The sequence below is a fragment of the Streptomyces sp. NPDC094032 genome (genome assembly GCF_040303965.1).
In the GTDB taxonomy this organism is placed as follows: Bacteria; Actinomycetota; Actinomycetes; order Streptomycetales; family Streptomycetaceae; genus Streptomyces.
On the sequence record NZ_JBEOUE010000003.1, the window covers coordinates 12266 to 31298 of the forward strand.

General features: G+C 74.1%; 14 protein-coding genes, 2 tRNA genes, 1 pseudogene and 1 riboswitch. Of the genes and pseudogenes, 5 read left to right on the forward strand and 12 right to left on the reverse strand.

Features of this window, described 5'->3' with window-relative positions; translation table 11 throughout:
• Positions 1-43 precede the first annotated feature (43 nt).
• Positions 44-2152 carry an asparagine synthase-related protein gene (locus ABTZ54_RS06155; RefSeq protein WP_351657803.1) on the reverse strand — a complete coding sequence of 703 codons (2109 nt, stop codon included), beginning with the start codon at positions 2150-2152 and terminating at the stop codon, positions 44-46.
• 583 nt (positions 2153-2735) lie between these two features.
• Here ABTZ54_RS06155 and ABTZ54_RS06160 point away from each other — a divergent pair.
• From ABTZ54_RS06160 to ABTZ54_RS06175, 4 genes are all read left to right on the forward strand, one after another.
• A complete protein-coding gene (locus tag ABTZ54_RS06160; RefSeq protein ID WP_351657805.1) occupies positions 2736-4166 on the forward strand; it encodes an NsdA family TPR-like regulatory protein in 1431 nt (476 codons plus the stop codon).
• Positions 4167-4239: 73 nt separating this feature from the next.
• On the forward strand, positions 4240-5442 hold the full coding sequence (lhgD, locus tag ABTZ54_RS06165; protein WP_351658555.1) for an L-2-hydroxyglutarate dehydrogenase: 1203 nt from the start codon (positions 4240-4242) through the stop codon (positions 5440-5442).
• Positions 5443-5730: 288 nt separating this feature from the next.
• Complete coding sequence (gene trmB, locus ABTZ54_RS06170; protein WP_502997200.1) at positions 5731-6450, forward strand: tRNA (guanosine(46)-N7)-methyltransferase TrmB; 720 nt, start codon at positions 5731-5733, stop codon at positions 6448-6450.
• Positions 6451-6622: 172 nt separating this feature from the next.
• Positions 6623-7936 (forward strand): PrsW family intramembrane metalloprotease, encoded by a 1314-nt coding sequence (locus tag ABTZ54_RS06175; RefSeq protein WP_351658559.1) that lies wholly within the window; start codon positions 6623-6625, stop codon positions 7934-7936.
• A gap of 25 nt (positions 7937-7961) precedes the next feature.
• Here the strand turns inward: ABTZ54_RS06175 and ABTZ54_RS06180 are convergent, their stop codons facing one another.
• The 8 genes from ABTZ54_RS06180 to ABTZ54_RS06215 all read right to left on the reverse strand — a co-directional run bounded on the left by ABTZ54_RS06180 (position 7962) and on the right by ABTZ54_RS06215 (position 15463).
• Entirely contained in the window at positions 7962-8909 is a 948-nt protein-coding gene (locus ABTZ54_RS06180; protein ID WP_351657807.1) for an aldo/keto reductase, read from the reverse strand.
• A gap of 82 nt (positions 8910-8991) precedes the next feature.
• Positions 8992-10101 carry a M23 family metallopeptidase gene (locus ABTZ54_RS06185; RefSeq protein ID WP_351657809.1) on the reverse strand — a complete coding sequence of 370 codons (1110 nt, stop codon included), beginning with the start codon at positions 10099-10101 and terminating at the stop codon, positions 8992-8994.
• A gap of 12 nt (positions 10102-10113) precedes the next feature.
• Positions 10114-10259: riboswitch (cyclic di-AMP (ydaO/yuaA leader) on the reverse strand.
• A 201-nt stretch (positions 10260-10460) separates the two neighbouring features.
• Positions 10461-11663 carry a PP2C family protein-serine/threonine phosphatase gene (locus tag ABTZ54_RS06190; protein WP_502997192.1) on the reverse strand — a complete coding sequence of 401 codons (1203 nt, stop codon included), beginning with the start codon at positions 11661-11663 and terminating at the stop codon, positions 10461-10463.
• A gap of 120 nt (positions 11664-11783) precedes the next feature.
• Positions 11784-13043: an MFS transporter gene (locus ABTZ54_RS06195; protein WP_351657811.1), complete on the reverse strand. Its 1260-nt coding sequence runs from the start codon at positions 13041-13043 to the stop codon at positions 11784-11786.
• Entirely contained in the window at positions 13040-14074 is a 1035-nt protein-coding gene (locus tag ABTZ54_RS06200; protein ID WP_351657813.1) for a PLP-dependent cysteine synthase family protein, read from the reverse strand. The genes ABTZ54_RS06195 and ABTZ54_RS06200 overlap by 4 nt, the downstream gene beginning before the upstream one ends.
• Before the next feature lie 83 nt (positions 14075-14157).
• Positions 14158-14634: a hypothetical protein gene (locus ABTZ54_RS06205; protein ID WP_351657815.1), complete on the reverse strand. Its 477-nt coding sequence runs from the start codon at positions 14632-14634 to the stop codon at positions 14158-14160.
• Positions 14635-14809: 175 nt separating this feature from the next.
• A tRNA-Met gene (locus ABTZ54_RS06210) sits at positions 14810-14883 on the reverse strand.
• A 76-nt stretch (positions 14884-14959) separates the two neighbouring features.
• Complete coding sequence (locus ABTZ54_RS06215) at positions 14960-15463, reverse strand: rhodanese-like domain-containing protein (protein WP_502997193.1); 504 nt, start codon at positions 15461-15463, stop codon at positions 14960-14962.
• 226 nt (positions 15464-15689) lie between these two features.
• On the opposite strand from ABTZ54_RS06215, the gene sigJ reads away from it, so the two are divergent.
• Complete coding sequence (sigJ, locus tag ABTZ54_RS06220) at positions 15690-16571, forward strand: RNA polymerase sigma factor SigJ (protein WP_351657819.1); 882 nt, start codon at positions 15690-15692, stop codon at positions 16569-16571.
• 33 nt (positions 16572-16604) lie between these two features.
• Here the strand turns inward: sigJ and ABTZ54_RS06225 are convergent, their stop codons facing one another.
• The 3 genes and pseudogenes from ABTZ54_RS06225 to ABTZ54_RS06235 all read right to left on the reverse strand — a co-directional run.
• On the reverse strand, positions 16605-17993 hold the full coding sequence (locus ABTZ54_RS06225) for a DUF1254 domain-containing protein (protein WP_351657821.1): 1389 nt from the start codon (positions 17991-17993) through the stop codon (positions 16605-16607).
• Between the two features lie 254 nt (positions 17994-18247).
• A tRNA-Lys gene (locus ABTZ54_RS06230) sits at positions 18248-18323 on the reverse strand.
• 229 nt (positions 18324-18552) lie between these two features.
• A pseudogene (locus tag ABTZ54_RS06235) lies at positions 18553-19033 on the reverse strand (DEAD/DEAH box helicase); the annotation flags it as partial.

The window sequence follows — 19033 nt, forward strand, 5'->3', positions numbered from 1 at the left end:
GGACGGAAGCCAGGGATCAGGGGCCCGGGGCCCCGGCCCCCCCTCACGCCGGCAGCGACCGCCCCGACGGGATCAGCGGCCCCGGCACCGCCCGGTGCCGGGGCGCCGCCGTGCCGGTCCAGCAGGAGCCTCGGCGGGCGAGGAGGCGGCGGAGCCAGAGTTCGGTGGAGACGAGGTCGGCGAGGCCGTCCAGGGGGATCGGTTCGCCGTCGGCGGCGGCGCGCAGGGCGTGGCGGACCACGCGGGCCTCGATCAGGCCCGCGTCCGCGAGGAGCGGGGCGTCGAAGAGGGCGATCAGGTGCGGGAGCGCGGCGCGCAGGCCCGTGCGGGTGGTGGCGGCGGGGACGGCCGGGTGCGGGGCGCCCCAGCCGGTCGGGAGGTCGCGGATGCCGGCGCCCGCGAGGACGGTGCGCAGGACCGTGGCGCGGGCGTCGGGCTGGACCCGCAGCGATTCGGGCAGGTCGCGGCAGGCCCGTACGACCTGGTTGTCCAGGAAGGGGGCGTGCAGGCGCTGGCTGCGGATCTCGGCGGCCTGTTCGAGCACGCGATGGTCGGCGGCCGCGCGGGCGAGGGCGGCGCGGGCGCGGGCCTCGCCCGGGCGCTGGACGGAGGCCGGGAGGGTCGCCGCCCGGTTCAGGCGAACCGATACTTCTGCCAGCGCCTCGCCCGTCAGCCAGCGCGCGGCGGGGCCCGGCCGGGACCAGGCGAGGGCGGAGAGGGACGCCTCCAGGGGGCCGTACGCCCCGTGGGGCGCCCGGTTGGCCTCCAGGACCCGGGTGGCGGCGGCCTCCAGGCCGGTGCGGTAGGGCGTACGGGCGAGCCTGCGCGCCGCCCGGTACACCTGGAGCGGGACGAGGAGCGCCCCCGCCGAGGGGCCGGTCGCCTTGGCGAGCGCCGCCACCGGACGCACCAGGGAGCGGCGCCGGCGGTCCATCAACAGGTCCGCGAGGCGCGCCGGGTGGGCGTCCAGGACCTGGCGGGCGCCGAAGCCGGTGAAGTGGTCGGCGCTGCCGCCCGCGAGCCGCCTGCGGTGCCGGTCGGCCGACACAAGAGAGGGGCCCGGTTCGTCGGTGAGCGGCCCGTCGAGCTCCGCGTACGGCAGGGCCTCCTCGCCCGCGGTGACGACCACGTGGTGCAGCCTCGGGTTGGCGGCGATCTCCCCCGCGCGGGCGAGCTCTTCCCGGCTGCCCGCGCCCGCCAGGTCGTTGAAGGTGACGGCGAGCAGGCGCTCGCCCGCGCCGGTGCCGTGGCCGAGGACGGTGCCGGGGATGCCGGGGAGTCCGGCCGCGAGCAGGGCGAGAGTGCCGGAGGCGCTGCCGCCGGACAGGTCGGCGCCGATGCCGGGGGCGGGGCCGCCGCCGCGGGCCGCGCGCCGGTCGGCGGGCCCCATGCCGGGCACGGGCCCCGGGTCGGGCAGCGGCATCTCGGGCGCGTGCCGGGGTGCGGTGAGCCGGGCCCGTACGGCTTCGACCAGCGCGTCCCGCACGCCCTCCACCGCCTGCCGGGGGTCGGCCTCGGGCGCCGCCACGGCGAGCGAGGCGACCGGGTCGTAGCCGGTGATCTCGCGCGAGCCCTCGCGCAGGATGAGCGCGTGCCCGGGCGGCACCCTGCGCACCCCTTCGTACGGGGTGGAGTCGCGCAGCGCCTCGGGGGTCTCGGGGCAGGCGAGCAGCGCCGCCAGGTGCCCGATGTCGAGCTGGGCCTCGGTGAGGTCGGCGAGCGGCAGCGCCGCCGTGCCGTACGCCGTACCGCCCGCCCAGGGGGTGTGGAAGACCGGCCGGGCGCCCGCGAGATCACCGGTGACGGTGACCCGGCGGCCGACCTTGACGACGGCCGTGTAACCGCCCGCCCACGCGGTCAGATGCCGCAGTGCGCCCCCGCGCGCGGTGAGCAGGCCGCGCCGCAGCTCCTCGTCGCTCGCCGCGCAGCAGCCGAGCACCGCGAGGCGGGTGTGCTCGTCGATGCTCACCAGGCGCACCTCGTCGGGCCGCCAGTCGCCGACCGCCCACAGCGGATCGGGGTCGCCCCACAGGAGTTGCGCGCCCACCGGATGCACCGTGCGCCCCTCGGCGGGGTCGCCGACGGTCCCGGCCGAGCCGGGCGGGGCGCCGAACCGCGCGGCGACACTGCTCCAGCCCACCAGCCACCGCATCGCCGCCTCCACAAAGGTCGAGTGGAGGACATGCTGCCATGCCGACGGCGCACGCGAGGCATCGCACCGCGCGTGAATGCGCCCCTGGCATGGGCCAGTTGGGCCGGGTCGCGGACCGACGGGGGACCGTCGCCTTTCGGCCATTCTCGGCCCGGCGCCGAGCCGTCGGCGGCTCGGAAACGTCTTCCTGGGACGGGCCCGGGGCCGGCGGGCCCTCGCGGCAGTCCGGGAGGCGGTCGCCTCCCGGAGCCGTCCACCGCCCGCGGGGAATGGGGCGGCGGTGTCCCCCAGCCCACCGGACCCGGACAACGGTCCTCGGCCAAGTGGGCCGACCCACGCAGCACTCATGGAAGCGCTCCCCCAGGAGACCGGCGAGAGCGCACGGCCGGGCGCACGGCCACACGGCGGGAGCACGACCGGCACCCATGACCGGACCGCTCCGTCCATCACACAACAATCTCGCCATACGGAACACCGCCCCTTAACGGTGGGGATTGGGCGAACTACGCTGTGTTTACGAATGCCGCACGCCTATGCCCGGTGTCGTGGCGGCCGTCTGGGTGTCGTGTCGAGGGGTGGCGTCATGTCCAGGGAGCAACGCGGGCCGAACGAAAAGCTCGGCACGGTTCTCGCCCTCGCGGGAATCAGCAATGCCGGGCTCGCCCGGCGCGTCAACGACCTCGGTGCGCAGCGGGGTCTGACGCTTCGTTACGACAAGACGTCGGTGGCCCGGTGGGTGTCCAAGGGCATGGTGCCGCAGGGCGCCGCCCCGCACCTGATCGCCGCAGCCATCGGCCAGAAGCTGGGCCGGCCCGTGCCGTTGCACGAGATCGGCCTCGCCGACGCCGACCCGGCGCCCGAGGTCGGGCTCGCCTTCCCCAGGGACGTCGGCGAGGCGGTCCGCTCGGCCACCGAGCTGTACCGGCTGGATCTCGTCGGCCGCCGGGGCGGCGGCGGGATCTGGCAGTCGCTCGCCGGCTCCTTCGCCGTCAGCGCGTACGCCACACCCGCCTCGCGCTGGCTGATCACGCCGGCCGACCCGTCGGTGGAGCGCCGCGCGGCGCGCCCGCCGACCGCGGGCGAGCCCGGCGACCACGCCCGGGTGGGCCACAGCGACGTCGCCAAGCTGCGCGAGGCCGCCGAGGACGCGCGCCGCTGGGACTCCAAGTACGGCGGCGGCGACTGGCGTTCCTCGATGGTGCCCGAGTGCCTGCGGGTCGACGCGGCGCCCCTGCTGCTCGGCTCCTACTCGGACGAGGTGGGGCGCGCCCTGTTCGGCGCGACGGCCGAGCTGACCCGGCTGGCCGGCTGGATGGCCTTCGACACCGGACAGCAGGAGGCGGCCCAGCGCTACTACATCCAGGCGCTGAGGCTCTCCCGCGCGGCGGCGGACGTGCCCCTCGGGGGGTACGTCCTGGCCTCCATGTCGCTCCAGGCGACCTACCGGGGCTTCGCCGACGAGGGCGTCGACCTGGCCCAGGCCGCCCTTGAGCGCAACCGGGGCCTCGCCACCGCCCGCACCATGTCCTTCTTCCGCCTGGTCGAGGCCCGGGCGCACGCCAAGGCGAACGACGGGGTGGCCGCGGCCGCCGCGCTGAAGGCCGCCGAGGGCTGGCTGGAGCGCTCCCGGGAGGGCGACGCCGACCCTACGTGGCTGGGCTTCTACTCGTACGACCGCTTCTGCGCCGACGCCGCCGAGTGCTACCGGGACCTGAAGCTGCCCCGTCAGGTGCGGCGCTTCACCGAGCAGGCCCTGTCGCGCCCGACCGAGGAGTACGTGCGCTCCCATGGGCTGCGGCTCGTGGTGTCGGCGGTGGCCGAGCTGGAGTCGGGCAACCTGGACGCGGCCTGCGCCGCCGGCACCCGCGCGGTGGAGGTCGCCGGGCGGATCTCCTCGGCCCGCACCACCGAGTACGTACGGGACCTGCTGACCCGGCTCGAACCGTACGGGGACGAGCCCCGGGTCATGGAGCTCCGGGAGCGGGCCCGCCCGCTCCTCGTGGCCCCGGCGTGACGCGCGTCCCAGACATGAACGGTTTAGCGGGATTGTCAGTGGGCCAGTGCACTATCAGGGGTGGGAGGTGGCGCTGGTGTCTGTCCGCTATGACTACGACTGTGACGTGCTGGTGATCGGCGGCGGGATCGTCGGTCTGTCGACGGCGTACGCGATCACGCGCGCCGCGCCGGGCACCCGGGTCACCGTCCTGGAGAAGGAGCACGCCCCGGCCCGCCACCAGACCGGGCGCAACAGCGGCGTGATCCACAGCGGCATCTACTACCGGCCGGGCTCCCTCAAGGCCAGGTTCGCCGTCGAGGGCGCGGCCGAGATGGTCAAGTTCTGCGCCGAGTACGGCATCCCCCACCAGGTCACGGGCAAGCTGATCGTCGCCACCGACCGCGAGGAGCTGCCCCGGCTGCACGCGCTCGTGCAGCGCGGCAGGGAGAACGGGATCCCGGTGCGGGAGCTCGGCCCCGCGCAGATCAGCGAGTACGAGCCGCGGGTGCGGGGCGTGGCGGCGATCCACGTCGGCACGACCGGCATCGTCGACTACGGGGCGGTGGCGGCGAAGCTGGCCGAGGCGTCCGGGGCGCGGATCCTGTACGGGTCGGCGGTCACCGCGATCGACCGGCGCCCCTGGGGCGTGGCCGTGCGCACGGCCGCCGGGCGCGTGGTGCGCGGGCGGGTCCTGGTCAACTGCGCGGGGCTGCACTGCGACCGGGTGGCGCGGCTCGCGGGCGACGACCCGGAGATGCGGATCGTCCCCTTCCGCGGGGAGTACTACGAGCTGGCCGACCCCTCCCTCGTACGCGGTCTGGTCTATCCGGTGCCGGATCCGGCCTTCCCCTTCCTCGGGGTCCATCTGACCCGTGGCATCGACGGCGGCGTCCATGTCGGGCCGAACGCGGTCCCGGCCCTCGCCCGCGAGGGCTACGGCTGGTCGGTGGTCCGCCCGCGCGAGCTCGCCGGCACCCTCGCCTGGCCCGGCAGCTGGGCCATCGCCAAGGCGCACTGGCGCTACGGGGCGGGCGAGCTGCACCGGTCCCTGTCCAAGCGCGCCTTCACCGAGGCGGTCCGGCGGATGCTGCCGATCGTCGAGGAGCGCGACCTGCGGCGGGCGACGCCGGGCGTGCGGGCGCAGGCGGTGCTGAAGGACGGCACCCTGGTGGACGACTTCCTGATCCGCGAGTCCGTGCGGACGGTGCACGTGCTGAACGCCCCGTCGCCCGCGGCGACGGCCTCGCTGCCGATCGGGCGGGAAGTGGCGGGGCGGGCGCTGGCGCTGCTGTAGCACCCGGCGCCGGTGACGGCGCCGGCCGTCGAGCGCCGGGAGGGGGCGGGAGCGGAGGCGCCCGCCATGGCGCCGTCCCGTTGTGCCCACCCTCCCCCAGACTTCGTCCGGGGGGGACCCCCAGCCCCAGCCCCAGCCCCAGCCCCAGCGGGACGATTGCCCACAACGGGCCGACCCGGCGCGCCGTAGAATCGGGGCATTGTGTCTGAGCAGCCAGAGAACAACCCGCACATCACCCCCGCCGACCGCACCCTGGCCGAGCAGCGCGCCGCGCGGCTCGGGAGCCGGATGTTCGCGCCGGGTGAGGGGCCCTCGCCCGACCCGGCGGGCTCGCACTTCGAGCGTCGGATCCGCAGCTTCCAGCCCCGGCGCAGCCGCGTCACCGCGGGGCAGGCCGAGGCCATGCTGAAGCGGTGGCCCGACTGGGGGCTCGACATCGACGGCATGCGCCGGCTCGACCTGACGGAGATGTTCGGCGGGCTGCCGGTCGTCCTGGAGATCGGCTTCGGCATGGGTGAGGCCACCGCGCAGATGGCCGCGGCCGACCCCGGCACCGGCATCCTCGCGGTCGACGTCCACACCCCCGGCCAGGGCAATCTGCTCGGACTCGCCGACCGCAACGGCCTGGAGAACGTCCGGGTCGCCAACGGCGACGCGATCATCCTGCTCCGCGAGATGCTCACGCCCGAGTCCCTCGACGGCTGCCGGGTCTACTTCCCGGACCCGTGGCCGAAGAAGCGGCACCACAAGCGGCGCCTGATCCAGCCCGACTTCCTCACTCTGCTCGCGCCCCGCCTCAAGCCCGGCGGCGTGCTGCACTGCGCCACGGACTGGGAGCCGTACGCGGAGCAGATGCTGGAGGTGCTCAGCGCGCACCCCGACTTCGAGAACACCCAGGCCGACGGCGGCTACGCGCCCCGGCCCGGGTACCGGCCGCTGACCCGCTTCGAGGGGCAGGGCCTCGACAAGGGGCACGTCGTCCACGACCTGCTGTTCCGCAGGCGCTGACCTCGCGCGCCCCGTCGGCGGGGGCGGGTTTTCCACAGGCTGCGGGAACTCCCTCGCCGCTGTCGGTGGCGCTCGTTAGGGTCGTTCCGTGTCGTCGAACCCGATCGTCGGATCTCCCACCGAGCCCGCGCCCGCCGCTGCCGCTGCTCCTGCCGCCGCTGCCGAGGCGTTCATTCCCGCGCCCGCACCGGTGCCCGCCCTGGAGACCGACCAGCCGGACTTCGCCGCGGTCCCGGAGCGTGCCAAGTGGCGGTACAAGCCGCGCCGCGCCTTCTGGCGCAGCAAGCTGCTGCGGGCCATCACGCTGATCACCCTGCTCGCGCTGTGCGCCCTGGCGATCCTCGCGCTGGTGCGGGAGGAGACCGGCACCGAGGGCTTCCTCGTCGGCCTCGGCCTCGCGGTCCTGCCCGTGCCGCTGCTGCTGGCCGCGTTCCGCTGGCTCGACCGGGTCGAGCCGGCCCCGTGGAAGAACCTGCTGTTCGCCCTCGCCTGGGGCGCGTTCGCCTCCACCCTGGTGGCGATCCTGGCCAACTCCTTCGCCGTGGAGTGGATCAGCAGCGCGACCGCCGACCCCGGCTCCGCCGACACCCTCGGCGCGACCGCGGTCGCCCCGGTCGTGGAGGAGACCGCGAAGGGCGCGGCCCTGCTGCTGCTCTTCCTCTTCCGCCGCAGGGACTTCACGGGCCCGGTCGACGGCCTCGTCCACGCCGGATTCACCGCCACCGGCTTCGCGTTCACCGAGAACATCCTCTATCTGGGCAACGCGTTCGGCGAGGACCAGGAGATCGGCTCCACCGGGATCGGCTCCATGACCTTCGGGACCTTCCTGGTCCGGATCATCATGTCGCCGTTCGCCCACCCGCTGTTCACCTCGCTCACCGGGCTCGGCTTCGGCTTCGCCGCCCTCCTGGCGGCAGACGCCCGGTTCCGCCGCACCCGGCTGGTCCTGCTCCCGCTCGCCGGCCTGCTCCTCGCCATGGGCATGCACGCCCTGTGGAACGGTTCGGCCAGCTTCCACCCGCTGGCGTTCCTCGCGGTGTACGGGATGTTCATGGTCCCGGTCTTCGCCCTGCTCACCTGGCTCGCGATATGGAGCCGGCAGAAGGAGCTGCGCACGATATCCGGCGAGCTCCCGGCCTACGCGACGGCGGGCTGGCTCGCGCACGACGAGCCGCTCGCGCTCTCCTCGATGCGGGCCCGCGCGCTGGCCCGCGGCTTCGCCGCCCGTACGTACGGGAAGCGGGCCGCGCAGGCGGTCGGCGAGTACGAGGCCTTCGCCACCACCCTCGCCTTCCTGCGCCACCGGGCCGGGCGCGGCCAGGCGGCCCCGGACTTCGCGGCCCGCGAGCAGGAGCTGCTGCACCACCTGTGGCAGCGCAGGCAGGTGGCCTCGCCCGCGCTGACCTACGCCGCGCGGGCCACGGGCCGGGTCTGGGCGCCGCCGCAGTATCTGGACTACGGCGGCTACAACCCGTACCGCGGCTAGCGGAGGCGGTGGGCCGGGCGGCGGATCAGACGGCCGAGGCCTCGTCCAGCACCGCCAGCTCCGCCGGCGTCAGCTCCAGCTCGGCGACGGCGACGAGGGCGGGGAGCTGCTCGACCGTGCGGGCCGAGGCGATCGGGGCGACGACGGTCGGGCGGGAGGCGAGCCAGGCGAGGGCGACGGTGGCGACCTCGGCGTCGTGGGCCTCGGCGACCGCGTCGAGCGCGGCGAGCACCTTCTGGCCCCGCTCGGTCTCCAGGTGCTGGGCCGCGCTGCCCGCGCGGACGCTGGCGACGGCGGCGCCCGGGCGGTACTTGCCGGTGAGGAAGCCGGAGGCGAGCGCGAAGTACGGCACGGCGCCGAGGCCGGCCTGCTCGGCGGTCTCCAGGAGGGCGCCCTCGTAGGTCTCGCGGGAGACCAGGTTGTAGTGCGGCTGGAGCGCGACGTAGCGGGCGAGCCCCTCGGCCTCGGCGAAGTCGAGCGAGGCGCGCAGCCGCTCCGGGGAGATGTTGGAGGCGGCGACGGCCCGCACCTTGCCGTCCTTGACCAGCTGGTCCAGGGCGGTGACGATCTCCTCGACCGGCACGGTCTCGTCGTCGAAGTGCGTGTAGTAGAGGTCGATGTAGTCGGTGCCCAGGCGGCGCAGCGACTCCTCGGCGGCGGCCTTGATGGTGGTCGCGCTCAGCCCCTTGAAGCGGGGGTGGGCGCCGACCTTGGTCGCGACGAGGACGTCGGCGCGCTTGCCGCGGGAGGCGAGCCAGCGGCCGATGACGGTCTCGGACTCGCCGCCCTCGTTGCCCTCGACCCACGAGGAGTAGGTGTCGGCGGTATCCACGAAATTGCCGCCCGCGGCGGTGTAGGCGTCGAGGACGGCGAAGGACTGCGCCTCGTCGGCGCTCCAGCCGAAGACGTTGCCGCCGAGGGCGAGCGGGAAGACGTGCAGGTCGGAGGAGCCCAGCTTGCGGAGAGAAGTCATGGGGTGATCAACCCTCCGCACGGCCGTGCCTATTCCGCTTCTCCGGGAGGAGCGGCGGATTCTCCGGGAGGAGCGGCGGACCTCAGACGGTCAGGCCCTTCGACCGCAGCCAGTCGGCCGGGTCGATGCCGCCACCGGACGGGGTGTGGACCTCCAGGTGGAGGTGGGGGCCGGTGACGTTGCCGGTGGCGCCGACCCGGCCGATGGTGTCGCCGGTGCCGACGGACTGGCCCGCGCCGACGGTCATCGAGGACAGGTGGCAGTACCAGACCTCGGTGCCGTCCGGCAGCTCCAGGACGATCCGGTAGCCGTACGAGCCGGACCAGCCGGCCGACTTCACGGTGCCGCTGTGGACGGCCTTGACCGGGGTGCCGGTGGGCGCGGCGAAGTCCAGGCCGGTGTGGTAGCCGGAGGACCACATCGAGCCGGCCTCGCCGTAGGTGGAGGTGATCGTGTACGAGGAGGTGGGCAGCGCGTAGCTCGCGGCCAGCTTGGCCAGGCGCTCGGCCTCGGCCTTCGCCGCCGCCTCCTTGGCGGCCGCCTCCGCCTCGGCCTTCGCCTTCGCCTCGGCCGCGGCCTTCTCCGCCGCTGCCGCCTTGGCCGCCGCCTCGGCCTTGGTCGCGGCCTCCGCCGCGGCCTTCTCGGCGGCGGCCTTCTGCGCCGCCTCCTTCTCCGCGGTGTCGGCGGCGGCCTGCTGCTGCTCGGCCTGCTGGAGGATGCGGGCGCGCAGCGCCTCGCCGGCGTCGGCCTGCCGCTCGCTGCCCGCGGGCGCGTCGGCGGAGGCGGTGTCCTGGGGAGTGGTGTAGGTGAGGGCGGTGAGCGGCTGCGGGTTGTTCGTGACCTCGGTGCTCGCGCCGGAGTCCTTCTCGTCGCCGCCGATGAGGTCGCCGATGCCGGGCAGTTCGGAGGCGTTGGGCAGGCCGAGGTCCGGCAGGGCTATGGCGACCGGGGGCTTGTCCTGCGCGGTGGCCAGGCCGCCCGCGCCGACGGCGGCGATGACGCCGACACCGAGGACGGTGGAGGAGCGGGCGAAGTTGGAGCGCTGCTTGACGACCCGGTGACGGCCGCCGGAGCGGTTCTGGGCCCGCAGCGAGTCCTCGGTGGGGTTCCATTCCTCCCCGCCCGTGCCCGCGGCGCCGTAGGCGCCGAAAGAGTCGAAGGGGGCTTCGGGAGCGGGGGTGTTGGAGGCCACGGAGGCGCTCTCCTTTCCTTCCTTCTCGCCTACCGGGTTAGCTGACGGGTTCGGAGCAGGAAGGTCTCCTACGGGTGTGCCGCACGGGTGCGGCGTGGCCCGATTCACCCCAAGTGGTGGTTCCCCGGTTCCCTTGCGGAATTCGGCGCACGCGCGCGGTGCCGTCTCTTGCGACGGCTGGGACGACCGCGCTGCGTTATCGAACGTTAATAGACACGGCCTCCCGATTCCAAGCCGTTCCCCTTGATCATTAGCTGAATTGACAGGGAATGGCCCGACTTGACCCCCAGTCAGACGGGATCCCGGTCACACCCAGAATCTGACGTTGTATCAATTGTTATCGGAGTGACACCCCCCGACTACGGCCGGTCACCGCCCTCCGGCGAGGCCCCGCCCGGCGGCACCACCGGCATCGTCCGCCGCCGCTCCTGCTGCCCAGCCGCCGGGCGGCTCACCGCAAGGAGCGCCATGTCGTCGGTCGAACCACCGCCCGTGTGCCGGCGCACATCCGCCACCAGCGCGTCCAACAGCTCCTCGGGACCGGGGAAGAGCCGCCCCGCGAGCCGCGCCGCCGGATCGTAGAAGACCCCCCGCGCGTCCCGCGCCTCCGAGAGACCGTCCGTGTAGAGCAGCAGCGTCGCACCCGCCGGGTACGGCGTCTCGTCGGCCCGGTCGGGCCACGCCGCCAGCTCCGCCATCCCCAGCGGCAGCGCGGCCTCGCTCGGCACCAACCGGTCGAGCCCGCCGTCCCCGTACAGCAGCAGCGGCTCGGGATGCCCCCGGTTCACCACCCGTACGAGCCCGTCGCCGCGCGGGATCTCCGCGAGGACCGCCGTCGTGAACCCCTCGAAGGCGTCGGGCCCGTCCCGCCGGGTGCCCTCCCGGTCCAGCGCCCGGTCGAGACGCCGCGCCACCCCCTCCAGCGTCGGCTCCAGCTCGGCCGCCTCGCGGAAGGCGCCGATGACCACGGCGACCGCCTCCACCGCGTCGAGCCCCTTGCCCCGCACGTCGCCGACGACCAGCCGTACCCCGTAGGGGGTGTCCTGTACCGCGAACAGATCGCCGCCGATGAACGCGTCGGCCTGCGCCGCCTCGTACCGGGCCGCGATCTGCAGCCCGCCGATCCGCTCGGCGGGCGCCGGAAGGACCGCCTTCTGCGCCGCCTCCGCGATCACCCGCACCGACGCGAGCCGCTCGCCGCTGCGCCGCACCACCCGGTTGATCAGCATCGCGAGCGCCGAGACGGTGAGGACGGTCAGCGTCTCGGTGAGCGAGGGGATGTCGTCGCTCGTCCCGTTGTAGAGGTGCAGCCCGACGCTGGCGAGGACCGCGGCGATGCCCGTCAGGAGCGTGGTGAGGGTGGAGAAGAAGGGGGCGGCGATCAGCGGCGCCGCGGAGAACAGCGGCGCCGCCGTGTACGCGGGCGGGGTGAACAGGTCGTAGAACACCCCGCCCACGATGATCAGCGGAGGCAGCGCGCGGATGAAGCGGCGGGCGAAGGCGTACGGACCCCGGCTCGCTCCCCCGCCACCGGGCCCGTGCCGCCCCGCTGCTCGCGCCACCTCTGCTCTCCCGCCTGGACCTGGGCCCGCCTGGACCTGGGCCCGACCGGCCCCGGACCCGCTGGACCAGGGACCGCCCCGAGGACGACGCGAGGACCCGCGCCCTCCCTCAGGGTGCGGTCAGCCGGTGCCCGTCGGCGACTCCCGCGCGGCCGACTGGCGTACGGCGGACGGGACGGCGAGCCGCCCGCCCCGCGCCAGCGCCGCCATGGCCACCGCGCAGCCGAGCCCCACCGCGCACAGCGTCAGCCAGGGCACCGCCGACCAGCCGGTCAGGTCGAGCAGGGCGCCCGTCCCCAGGTTCCCCAGGGTGATGCCGATCCCGCAGACGGTGTTGTAGAGCCCGTAGTGGGTGGCGACCCAGCGGCCGTCGGCGAGCGCGACCACGGTGTCCATCTCGTAGGGGTAGAGCACCGCGTTCGCCGCCGCCAGGAGCGCCGCGCACAGCAGCAGCCCCGGCAGCGAACGCCCGCCGCCCAGCAGCGCCGGCGGCAGGAACGCCACGCCCATCAGCGCCAGCCCCAGCACCAGACACCGCTCCCGGCTCAGCCGCCGCTTGCACCAGGCGGTGATCCGCAGCTGCCCGACGAGCGCCACCAGCGCCGACACCACGAACAGCGCCGTCGTCACCGCCGTGCTGTCCGCGGCGAGCGGCAGCGCCAGATAGACCTGGAACGACAGCACGTACGACCCGGTCATCGCCAGCGAGAACAGCCAGAACACCCGGTTGGCGAGCACCGTCCTGAACTGCCCCCGCTCCCGCCCCTCCCCTACGGGCGCCTCCTTCCGCACGGGCAGATGCCGCAGCTGTACGAGGGTGAGCCCGGCGAACAGCACCGCCGCCACCACGCACGTCAGCTGGAACGACACCCCTGTCAGGGCCACCCCGACGAGCGGACCGAGCAGGATGCCCGCCTGGTAGTACGTGTTGAACAGCGCGAACGCCTCCACGCGCCGCTCCCCCGCCTCCACCGCGAGATAGGCCCGCACCGCGGGGTTGAACAGCGCCCCCGCCAGACCGGTCGCCAGCGAGGCCGCGATCAGCATCGGCAGCGACTGCGCGAAGGCGAGCGCCCCGAAGCCGACCGTCCGCAGCGCGCACCCGGCGACGATCAGCGGCTTGTAGCCGAGCCGGTCGGCGAGCGCGCCGCCGACCAGGAACATGCCCTGCTGGGACAGGTTCCGCGCGCCGAGGACCAGCCCGACCGCCCAGGCCGCCATGCCGAGGCCGTCGGCCAGATGGGCGGCCAGGTACGGCATCAGCATGTAGAAGCCGAGGTTGATGGTGAGCTGGTTCAGGAAGAGCAGCCGCACCGCCGGGTCGAAGGTGCGGCTCTGCTTCCAGATCCCTCCCGGGGAGGGAGCGGTCGTCGTGCTCAACGGACCCGCTCCGCCCGCTCCAGCACCCGGCGGGTCCAGCCGCGGACCGGCTCGCCCTCCGCGTACCCGGCGGGGTCCTCCCGTACGGGACCGTCGAGCAGCCCGTGCACCTCGCAGAAGTCGTCGTTGAAGACGGTGTCGAAGTAGCGCTGCGGCCCGTCGGGGAAGACCGCCGCGATACGGGTGCCGCGCGGCCGGGTGCGGGCCAGCCAGCCCGCGACCAGCGCGACCGCGCCCACGCTCCAGCCGCCGGTGGCGAACTGCCGGGACGCGAGCCGCCGGGCGGCCCGCACCGCCTCCGCGGGACCCACCCAGTGGATCTCGTCGAAGGCGTCGTGGTCGACGTTGCCCGGGTGGATGGAGGAGCCGAGCCCGCGCATCAGCCGCTCGCCGGCCGGCAGGCCGAAGATGGTCGAGTTGATGGAGTCCACGCCGACGAGCTCCAGGGCGGGGCTGGTGGTGGCGCGCAGCGCGCGGGAGATGCCGGCCGAGTGGCCGCCGGTGCCGACCGCGCAGACCAGCACGTCGATCCGGTCCAGCTGCTCGCCCAGCTCGGCGGCGAGCCCGGCGTACGCCTGGGTGTTGTCGGGGTTCCCGTACTGGTTGGGCCACCAGGCCCCGTCGAGGGCGATCAGCAGTTCGGCGACCCGGTCCATCCGGGCCTGCTGCCAGCCGCCGTCCGGGCTGGGCTCGGGCACGACGTGCACGTGGGCGCCGTGGGCGGTGAGCATCCGCTCGACGATCGGTTCGAGGCCGGGGTCGGTGACGACATGCACCGGGTGGCCGTGCAGGATCCCGGCGAGCGCGAGCCCGAGCCCGAGGGTGCCGGAGGTCGACTCGACGATGGGGGCGCCCGGCCGCAGCTCGCCGCGGCGGCGGGCCTGCTCGACCATGTGGAGGGCGGCGCGGTCCTTGATGCCGCCGAAGTTGAAGCCCTCCAGCTTGGCCCAGTAGCCGTCGTCCATCCACAGGACGGGGGTGTTGCCGACGGTCTGGCTGGCCACGGAAAGCAGGTTGGCGGGATTGCTCATGGGGGGTTACGTCCTTGGGGTGGAGCAGCCCCGGCGTACGGGGCGTGCGGAAGGAGCGAGGTCACGGAGGTGCGCGACCCGGCTCAGTTCCGGTCCACCCCGAGCGCGATCAGAAGTCGGCCCGGCACGGGTCCGGGCCCGGCCCGGCCGTGCACACAGCGGGTGTGCGGGGCCTCGGGGAACACCTCGTCGTACGCGAGGAGGGCGCCGCCGGCGTCCGGCGCGGGGAACTGCGCGCCGGCGGACTGCGCGGGCAGATGCGCGTCGAAGGACCACCCGTCCCCGGGCCGCTCGCAGCCGTGCGGGAGCCAGGGGGCGGAGAGGACGGTGGCGGTGGCCGCGGGGGCGGGGCCGCCCGGCACCACGGAGGCGACGGAGGCGGACACCGCCTCTGTCCGGGCCACCGTCTGCGCCGCCGTCTGTGCCTCCGGCGCCGCCAGCGCGTGCCCGTGCGCGCCGTGGCAGACGCCCGCGATCAGCGCGACGAGCGCGAACAGCAACAGGACGGCGGGTGCCCGCCGTCCCGCCCGTCGCAGTTCCGTCACGCTCTGGTCACTCATGGTGCGCGCGAGATTACGTGGCGCACGCGCGGCACGCAAAAGAACGGGCCGGGTTTTGGCCACCGTTTACTTGCGGGCGTATTGCCTTTCCGGTTGCCTGCGGCTACGGGTTCGGGCACGCGGAAACGACGAAGGCCCGGATCCGTTTCCGGATCCGGGCCTTCGTGCTACTGAGTAGCGGGGACAGGATTTGAACCTGCGACCTCTGGGTTATGAGCCCAGCGAGCTACCGAGCTGCTCCACCCCGCGTCGGTGAACACAACCTTACGGCATGAATGCCCAGGTCACGAAATCCATTGTCGCGGGGCGTCCGCCGCGGCCCCCGTCAGCAGCCGCAGTCGTCCGAGTCGACCGGCGCGGTGAGCGGGTCCGCGGCCTTCTGCTCGGCGCCCTCCCACGTCTCGTAACCGAACCCCTCGCGCACCCAGTACTCGAATCCGCCCAGCATCTCCTTCACCTGGAAGCCCAGCTGGGCGAGGGCGAGCGCGGCCCGCGTGGCGCCGTTGCAGCCCGGGCCCCAGCAGTACGTGACGACCGGGACGTCCTTGTCGAGGAGCTGCTCGGCCTGCTCGGCGATCAGCGCGGTCGGCAGGTGGACGGCGCCGGGCACGTGCCCCTGGTCCCAGGAGGCGGTGGACCGCGAGTCGATCACCACGAAGCCGGGGTCGCCGCCGGTGGCCCGGGCGTCGGCGAGGGCGGCGGCCACGTCGGAGACGTCGGCGTGGAAGGCGAGGCTCGCGGAGAAGTACGCGACCGCGGCGGCGGGGGCGGCCGGCGGGGTGCGGAGGACCGCGTTCACGGGGTTGACCTGCGTCGATGTCGTCGTCATGGCCATAAATCTAGGCAGGACGATCACCACGCTGAAGTGCCGATCCACGGCACTGGGAGGCTTCCCCCGGGGAATCCCGGCTGTTTGCCACGCCCCGGCGGGAATCTCACGTACCGGGACCTGTCACATCCACGCCCCGCCACCCGTCATGCCCAGGGGACGGACACGAAGCCGCGCCGAGACGAGGGGAAAAGCCCTGATGGACCCGATGACCCCTACGGACCCTATGACTTCTACCGATAGAGACCTCCTGGCCGCCCGCTTCGACGCGGACCGCGGCCATCTGCGGGCGGTGGCCTACCGGATGCTCGGCTCGCTGAGCGAGGCGGAGGACGCCGTCCAGGAGGCCTGGTTCAAGCTGAACCGCTCCGACACGGGCGACGTGCGGAACCTCAGCGGCTGGCTGACCACCGTCGTCGGCCGGGTCTGCCTCGACATGCTCCGCGCCCGCGCGGCCCGCCGCGAGGACCCGCTGGAGTACCACGTGCCGGACCCGGTCGTACGGGAGGAGGGCGTCGCGGACCCCGAACGGGAGGCGCTGCTCGCCGACTCGGTGGGGCTCGCCCTCCTCGTCGTCCTGGAGACGCTGGCCCCGGCCGAGCGCCTCGCCTTCGTGCTGCACGACCTGTTCGCGGTGTCCTTCGACGAGATCGCGCACATCGTCGACCGCTCCCCCGCCGCCACCCGCCAGCTCGCCAGCCGTGCCCGCCGCCGCGTCCAGGGCGCCGCGCCGGCCCCCGCGCCCGACCTGGCCCGCCAGCGCGAGGTCGTGGACGCCTTCCTGGCCGCCTCCCAGGCGGGCGACTTCCAGGGCCTGCTGACGGTCCTCGACCCGGACGTGGTGCTGCGCGCCGACGGCGGCACCCTCCTGAAGGCCGCCTCCAAGCTGGTCCACGGCGCCGAGGCCGTCACCGCCCAGGCCCTCACCTTCGCCAAGTTCCGCCACGCCGCCCGCCCGGTCGTGGTCAACGGCGCAGCCGGCCTGATCTCCCTCACCCACGGCCACCCGGTCGGCCTCATGGCCTTCACCATCACCGACGACCGCATCGTCCAGATCGACATCCTGGCCGACCCGGAACGCCTGACGGCCCTGGGGGTGAACGCCTGACAGCCGGTCACGGCCCCGCTCGCTCCCGGCGTCTCAGTCCCGGAGCTCGAAGTCGCCGGGCCGCCATGAGCCGTCGAAGGCCGCCTGCTCGGGGCCGTAGATGCGGAAGTACGCGAACCAGCCCCGGCCCGGGACGGTCTGGACCCACCGGCCCTCGCCCCCGGCCGGTTCACTCGGCCCGAAGTACAGGTCCACGTGGTCGGCGCCCTCCGGCTCCAGCTTGTCGAAGAGCGAGCGCAGCGCCGCCTGCCCCTGGTCGGCGACGACCTCGGAGCGGGTGGCCGCGTCGTAGACCGTGACCGACCAGAAGAGGGTGGCCGGTACGCGGAGCGGCACCCGCAGCCGGTAGGTGCGCCCGCCGTCGAGATAGGTGCCGTCGGCGTCCCGCAGCCCCAGCCAGTAGAGGGAGCCCGCGCCCTTCTCCCGGCGGAACATCGCGGGCGAGGCGACGATCGCCTGCGCGAACCACCGGTCCCTTGCTTCCACGTCGAGCGAGCCGGGCCGCTCGAAGGTGCCGTTCTCCGGCCGTAGCCCCGCCCACTCCCAGGTGCGGTCCGGCCACACCATCCGGTCCGGCCGACGCGAGGCGAACGCCGACACCAGCATCTCCTCGCGGCCCTGCCGCGCGGCCTCGACGAGGATCCGCTCCATCCGCGCGTCGGGGGCGAAGGGCTCGCCCGCCGCGATGCCCAGCTCGGCCAGCAGGCCGAGCATCGGCCGCAGTTCGTCGACGGGCGGCTCACTGTCGACCACCGAGTGCAGGACGCGCCAGTACTCCAGGTTGTCCTCCCAGGCCAGCGGCGTGGTGTCCATCGGCAGGCCGTCCTGGTCCAGCACGGCGAAGGCGGGCGGATCGTCCTTCCGGGCCAGCGGATAGAAACGCACGGACGCCAGCAGCCGGTTCGCCGCCGCCACGTCGCCGCCGAGGGGCAGCGCCCGCAGCGCGCACAGCACCTGCCAGGTGTCGCTGCGCACGACCTCGTACCCCTCGGCCTCCGCCGGCACGGCGCCGTCGTACCCGGGCGGCAGGAGCAGGACCTTGCCGCCCTTCGGGCCGTTGCGGCCGGGCAGACCGAGGTCGACCAGCCACCGGTGGTAGTGGTCGTCGACCAGGCCCACCAGCGGGCCCGCCGGGAGTTCGATCACCAGCGGCCCGCTCTTGCGCAGGTCCAGGCCGCCTCCGAGGTAAGGCGTGTCCGAGTTGAGCGTGAACCCCACGTGGTGCGGCCGCGCCACGACCAGCGGCGCGGACTCGTTGTCCACCGCCCCCGCCGCCCGCGTACCGCGCAGGATTCCCTCCATCGACACGACCGGGTAGAAGAACCGGTACGCCTCCACCGCCCGCCGCAGATCGCTGCGTTCGTACGACGCCGCCGCACTCTCCGCCACCGGATATCCGCCCCGGAACTCCACCTGCTCCACGACGTCCCACCTTCCTGCCGGCTGCCGCCCCGGCACCATCCGACCGGGCACCCCCTCACCCTCACCGAGCCGACCACACGCGGCGAGCGCTGTCCGCCGAACGGGTGACGGCCGACGACCCCCACGACGCACTTCGGGCACTCATCGGGCACGCAGACGCCCCGAAAGGCCGTCAGACGCACTGCGGCCCGACCGGGAAACCCCGATCGGGCCGCAGAACACGCAGGTCAGAAGGTCGGCGAGGACTCTCCGACTGGTAGGCCGTGTGGGACTCGAACCCACAACCAATGGATTAAAAGTCCACTGCTCTGCCAATTGAGCTAACGGCCCGTGGACAAGCACACCCGTGCAGCATAGCCGGAGAGCTCCCCGAAACCGATCGGGTACCGGCCCCGGCGCACCGGGTGGTGCGTCGGGGCCGGGTCGGGGTCAGCCCTCGGGGTCCTTGTCGTCGTGAGCGCTGCGGGCGGGCCGGGGGTGGGTACGGAAAAGGCCCGTACCCGCGCCGAAGTGCGGATACGGGCCCTTTCTAAGCCCTGTGGACCGGCCTTACGAAAGGTCAGCCGTTGCGCTTCCAGCGCGGCTTGTCGTCGCGGCGGAAGCCGCCGCCGGACGGGCGGTGGTCGTCGCGGCGGAAGCCGCCGCCCGAGGGGCGGTGGTCGTCGCGGCGGAAGCCGCTCGACGGGCGGTCGTCGCGGCGGTCGCGGTTGAACGGACGGTCGCTGCCACGGTGGCCGCCGGCGGGGCGGTCGTCGCGGCGGAAGCCGCCATTGTCACGACGGTCGTTGTCGCGGTTGAAGCCGCCGGACGGGCGGTCGTTGTCGCGACGGAAGCCGCCGGACGGACGGTCGTTGTCGCGACGGAAGCCGCCACGGTCGTTGTCACGGTCGCGGTTGAAGCCGCCGGAGGGGCGGTCGTTGTCGCGACGGAAGCCGCCGGACGGACGGTCGTTGTCACGGCGGAAGCCGCCACGGTCGTTGTCACGGTCGCGGTTGAAGCCACCCGACGGACGGTCGTTGTCCCGACGGAAACCGCCGGAC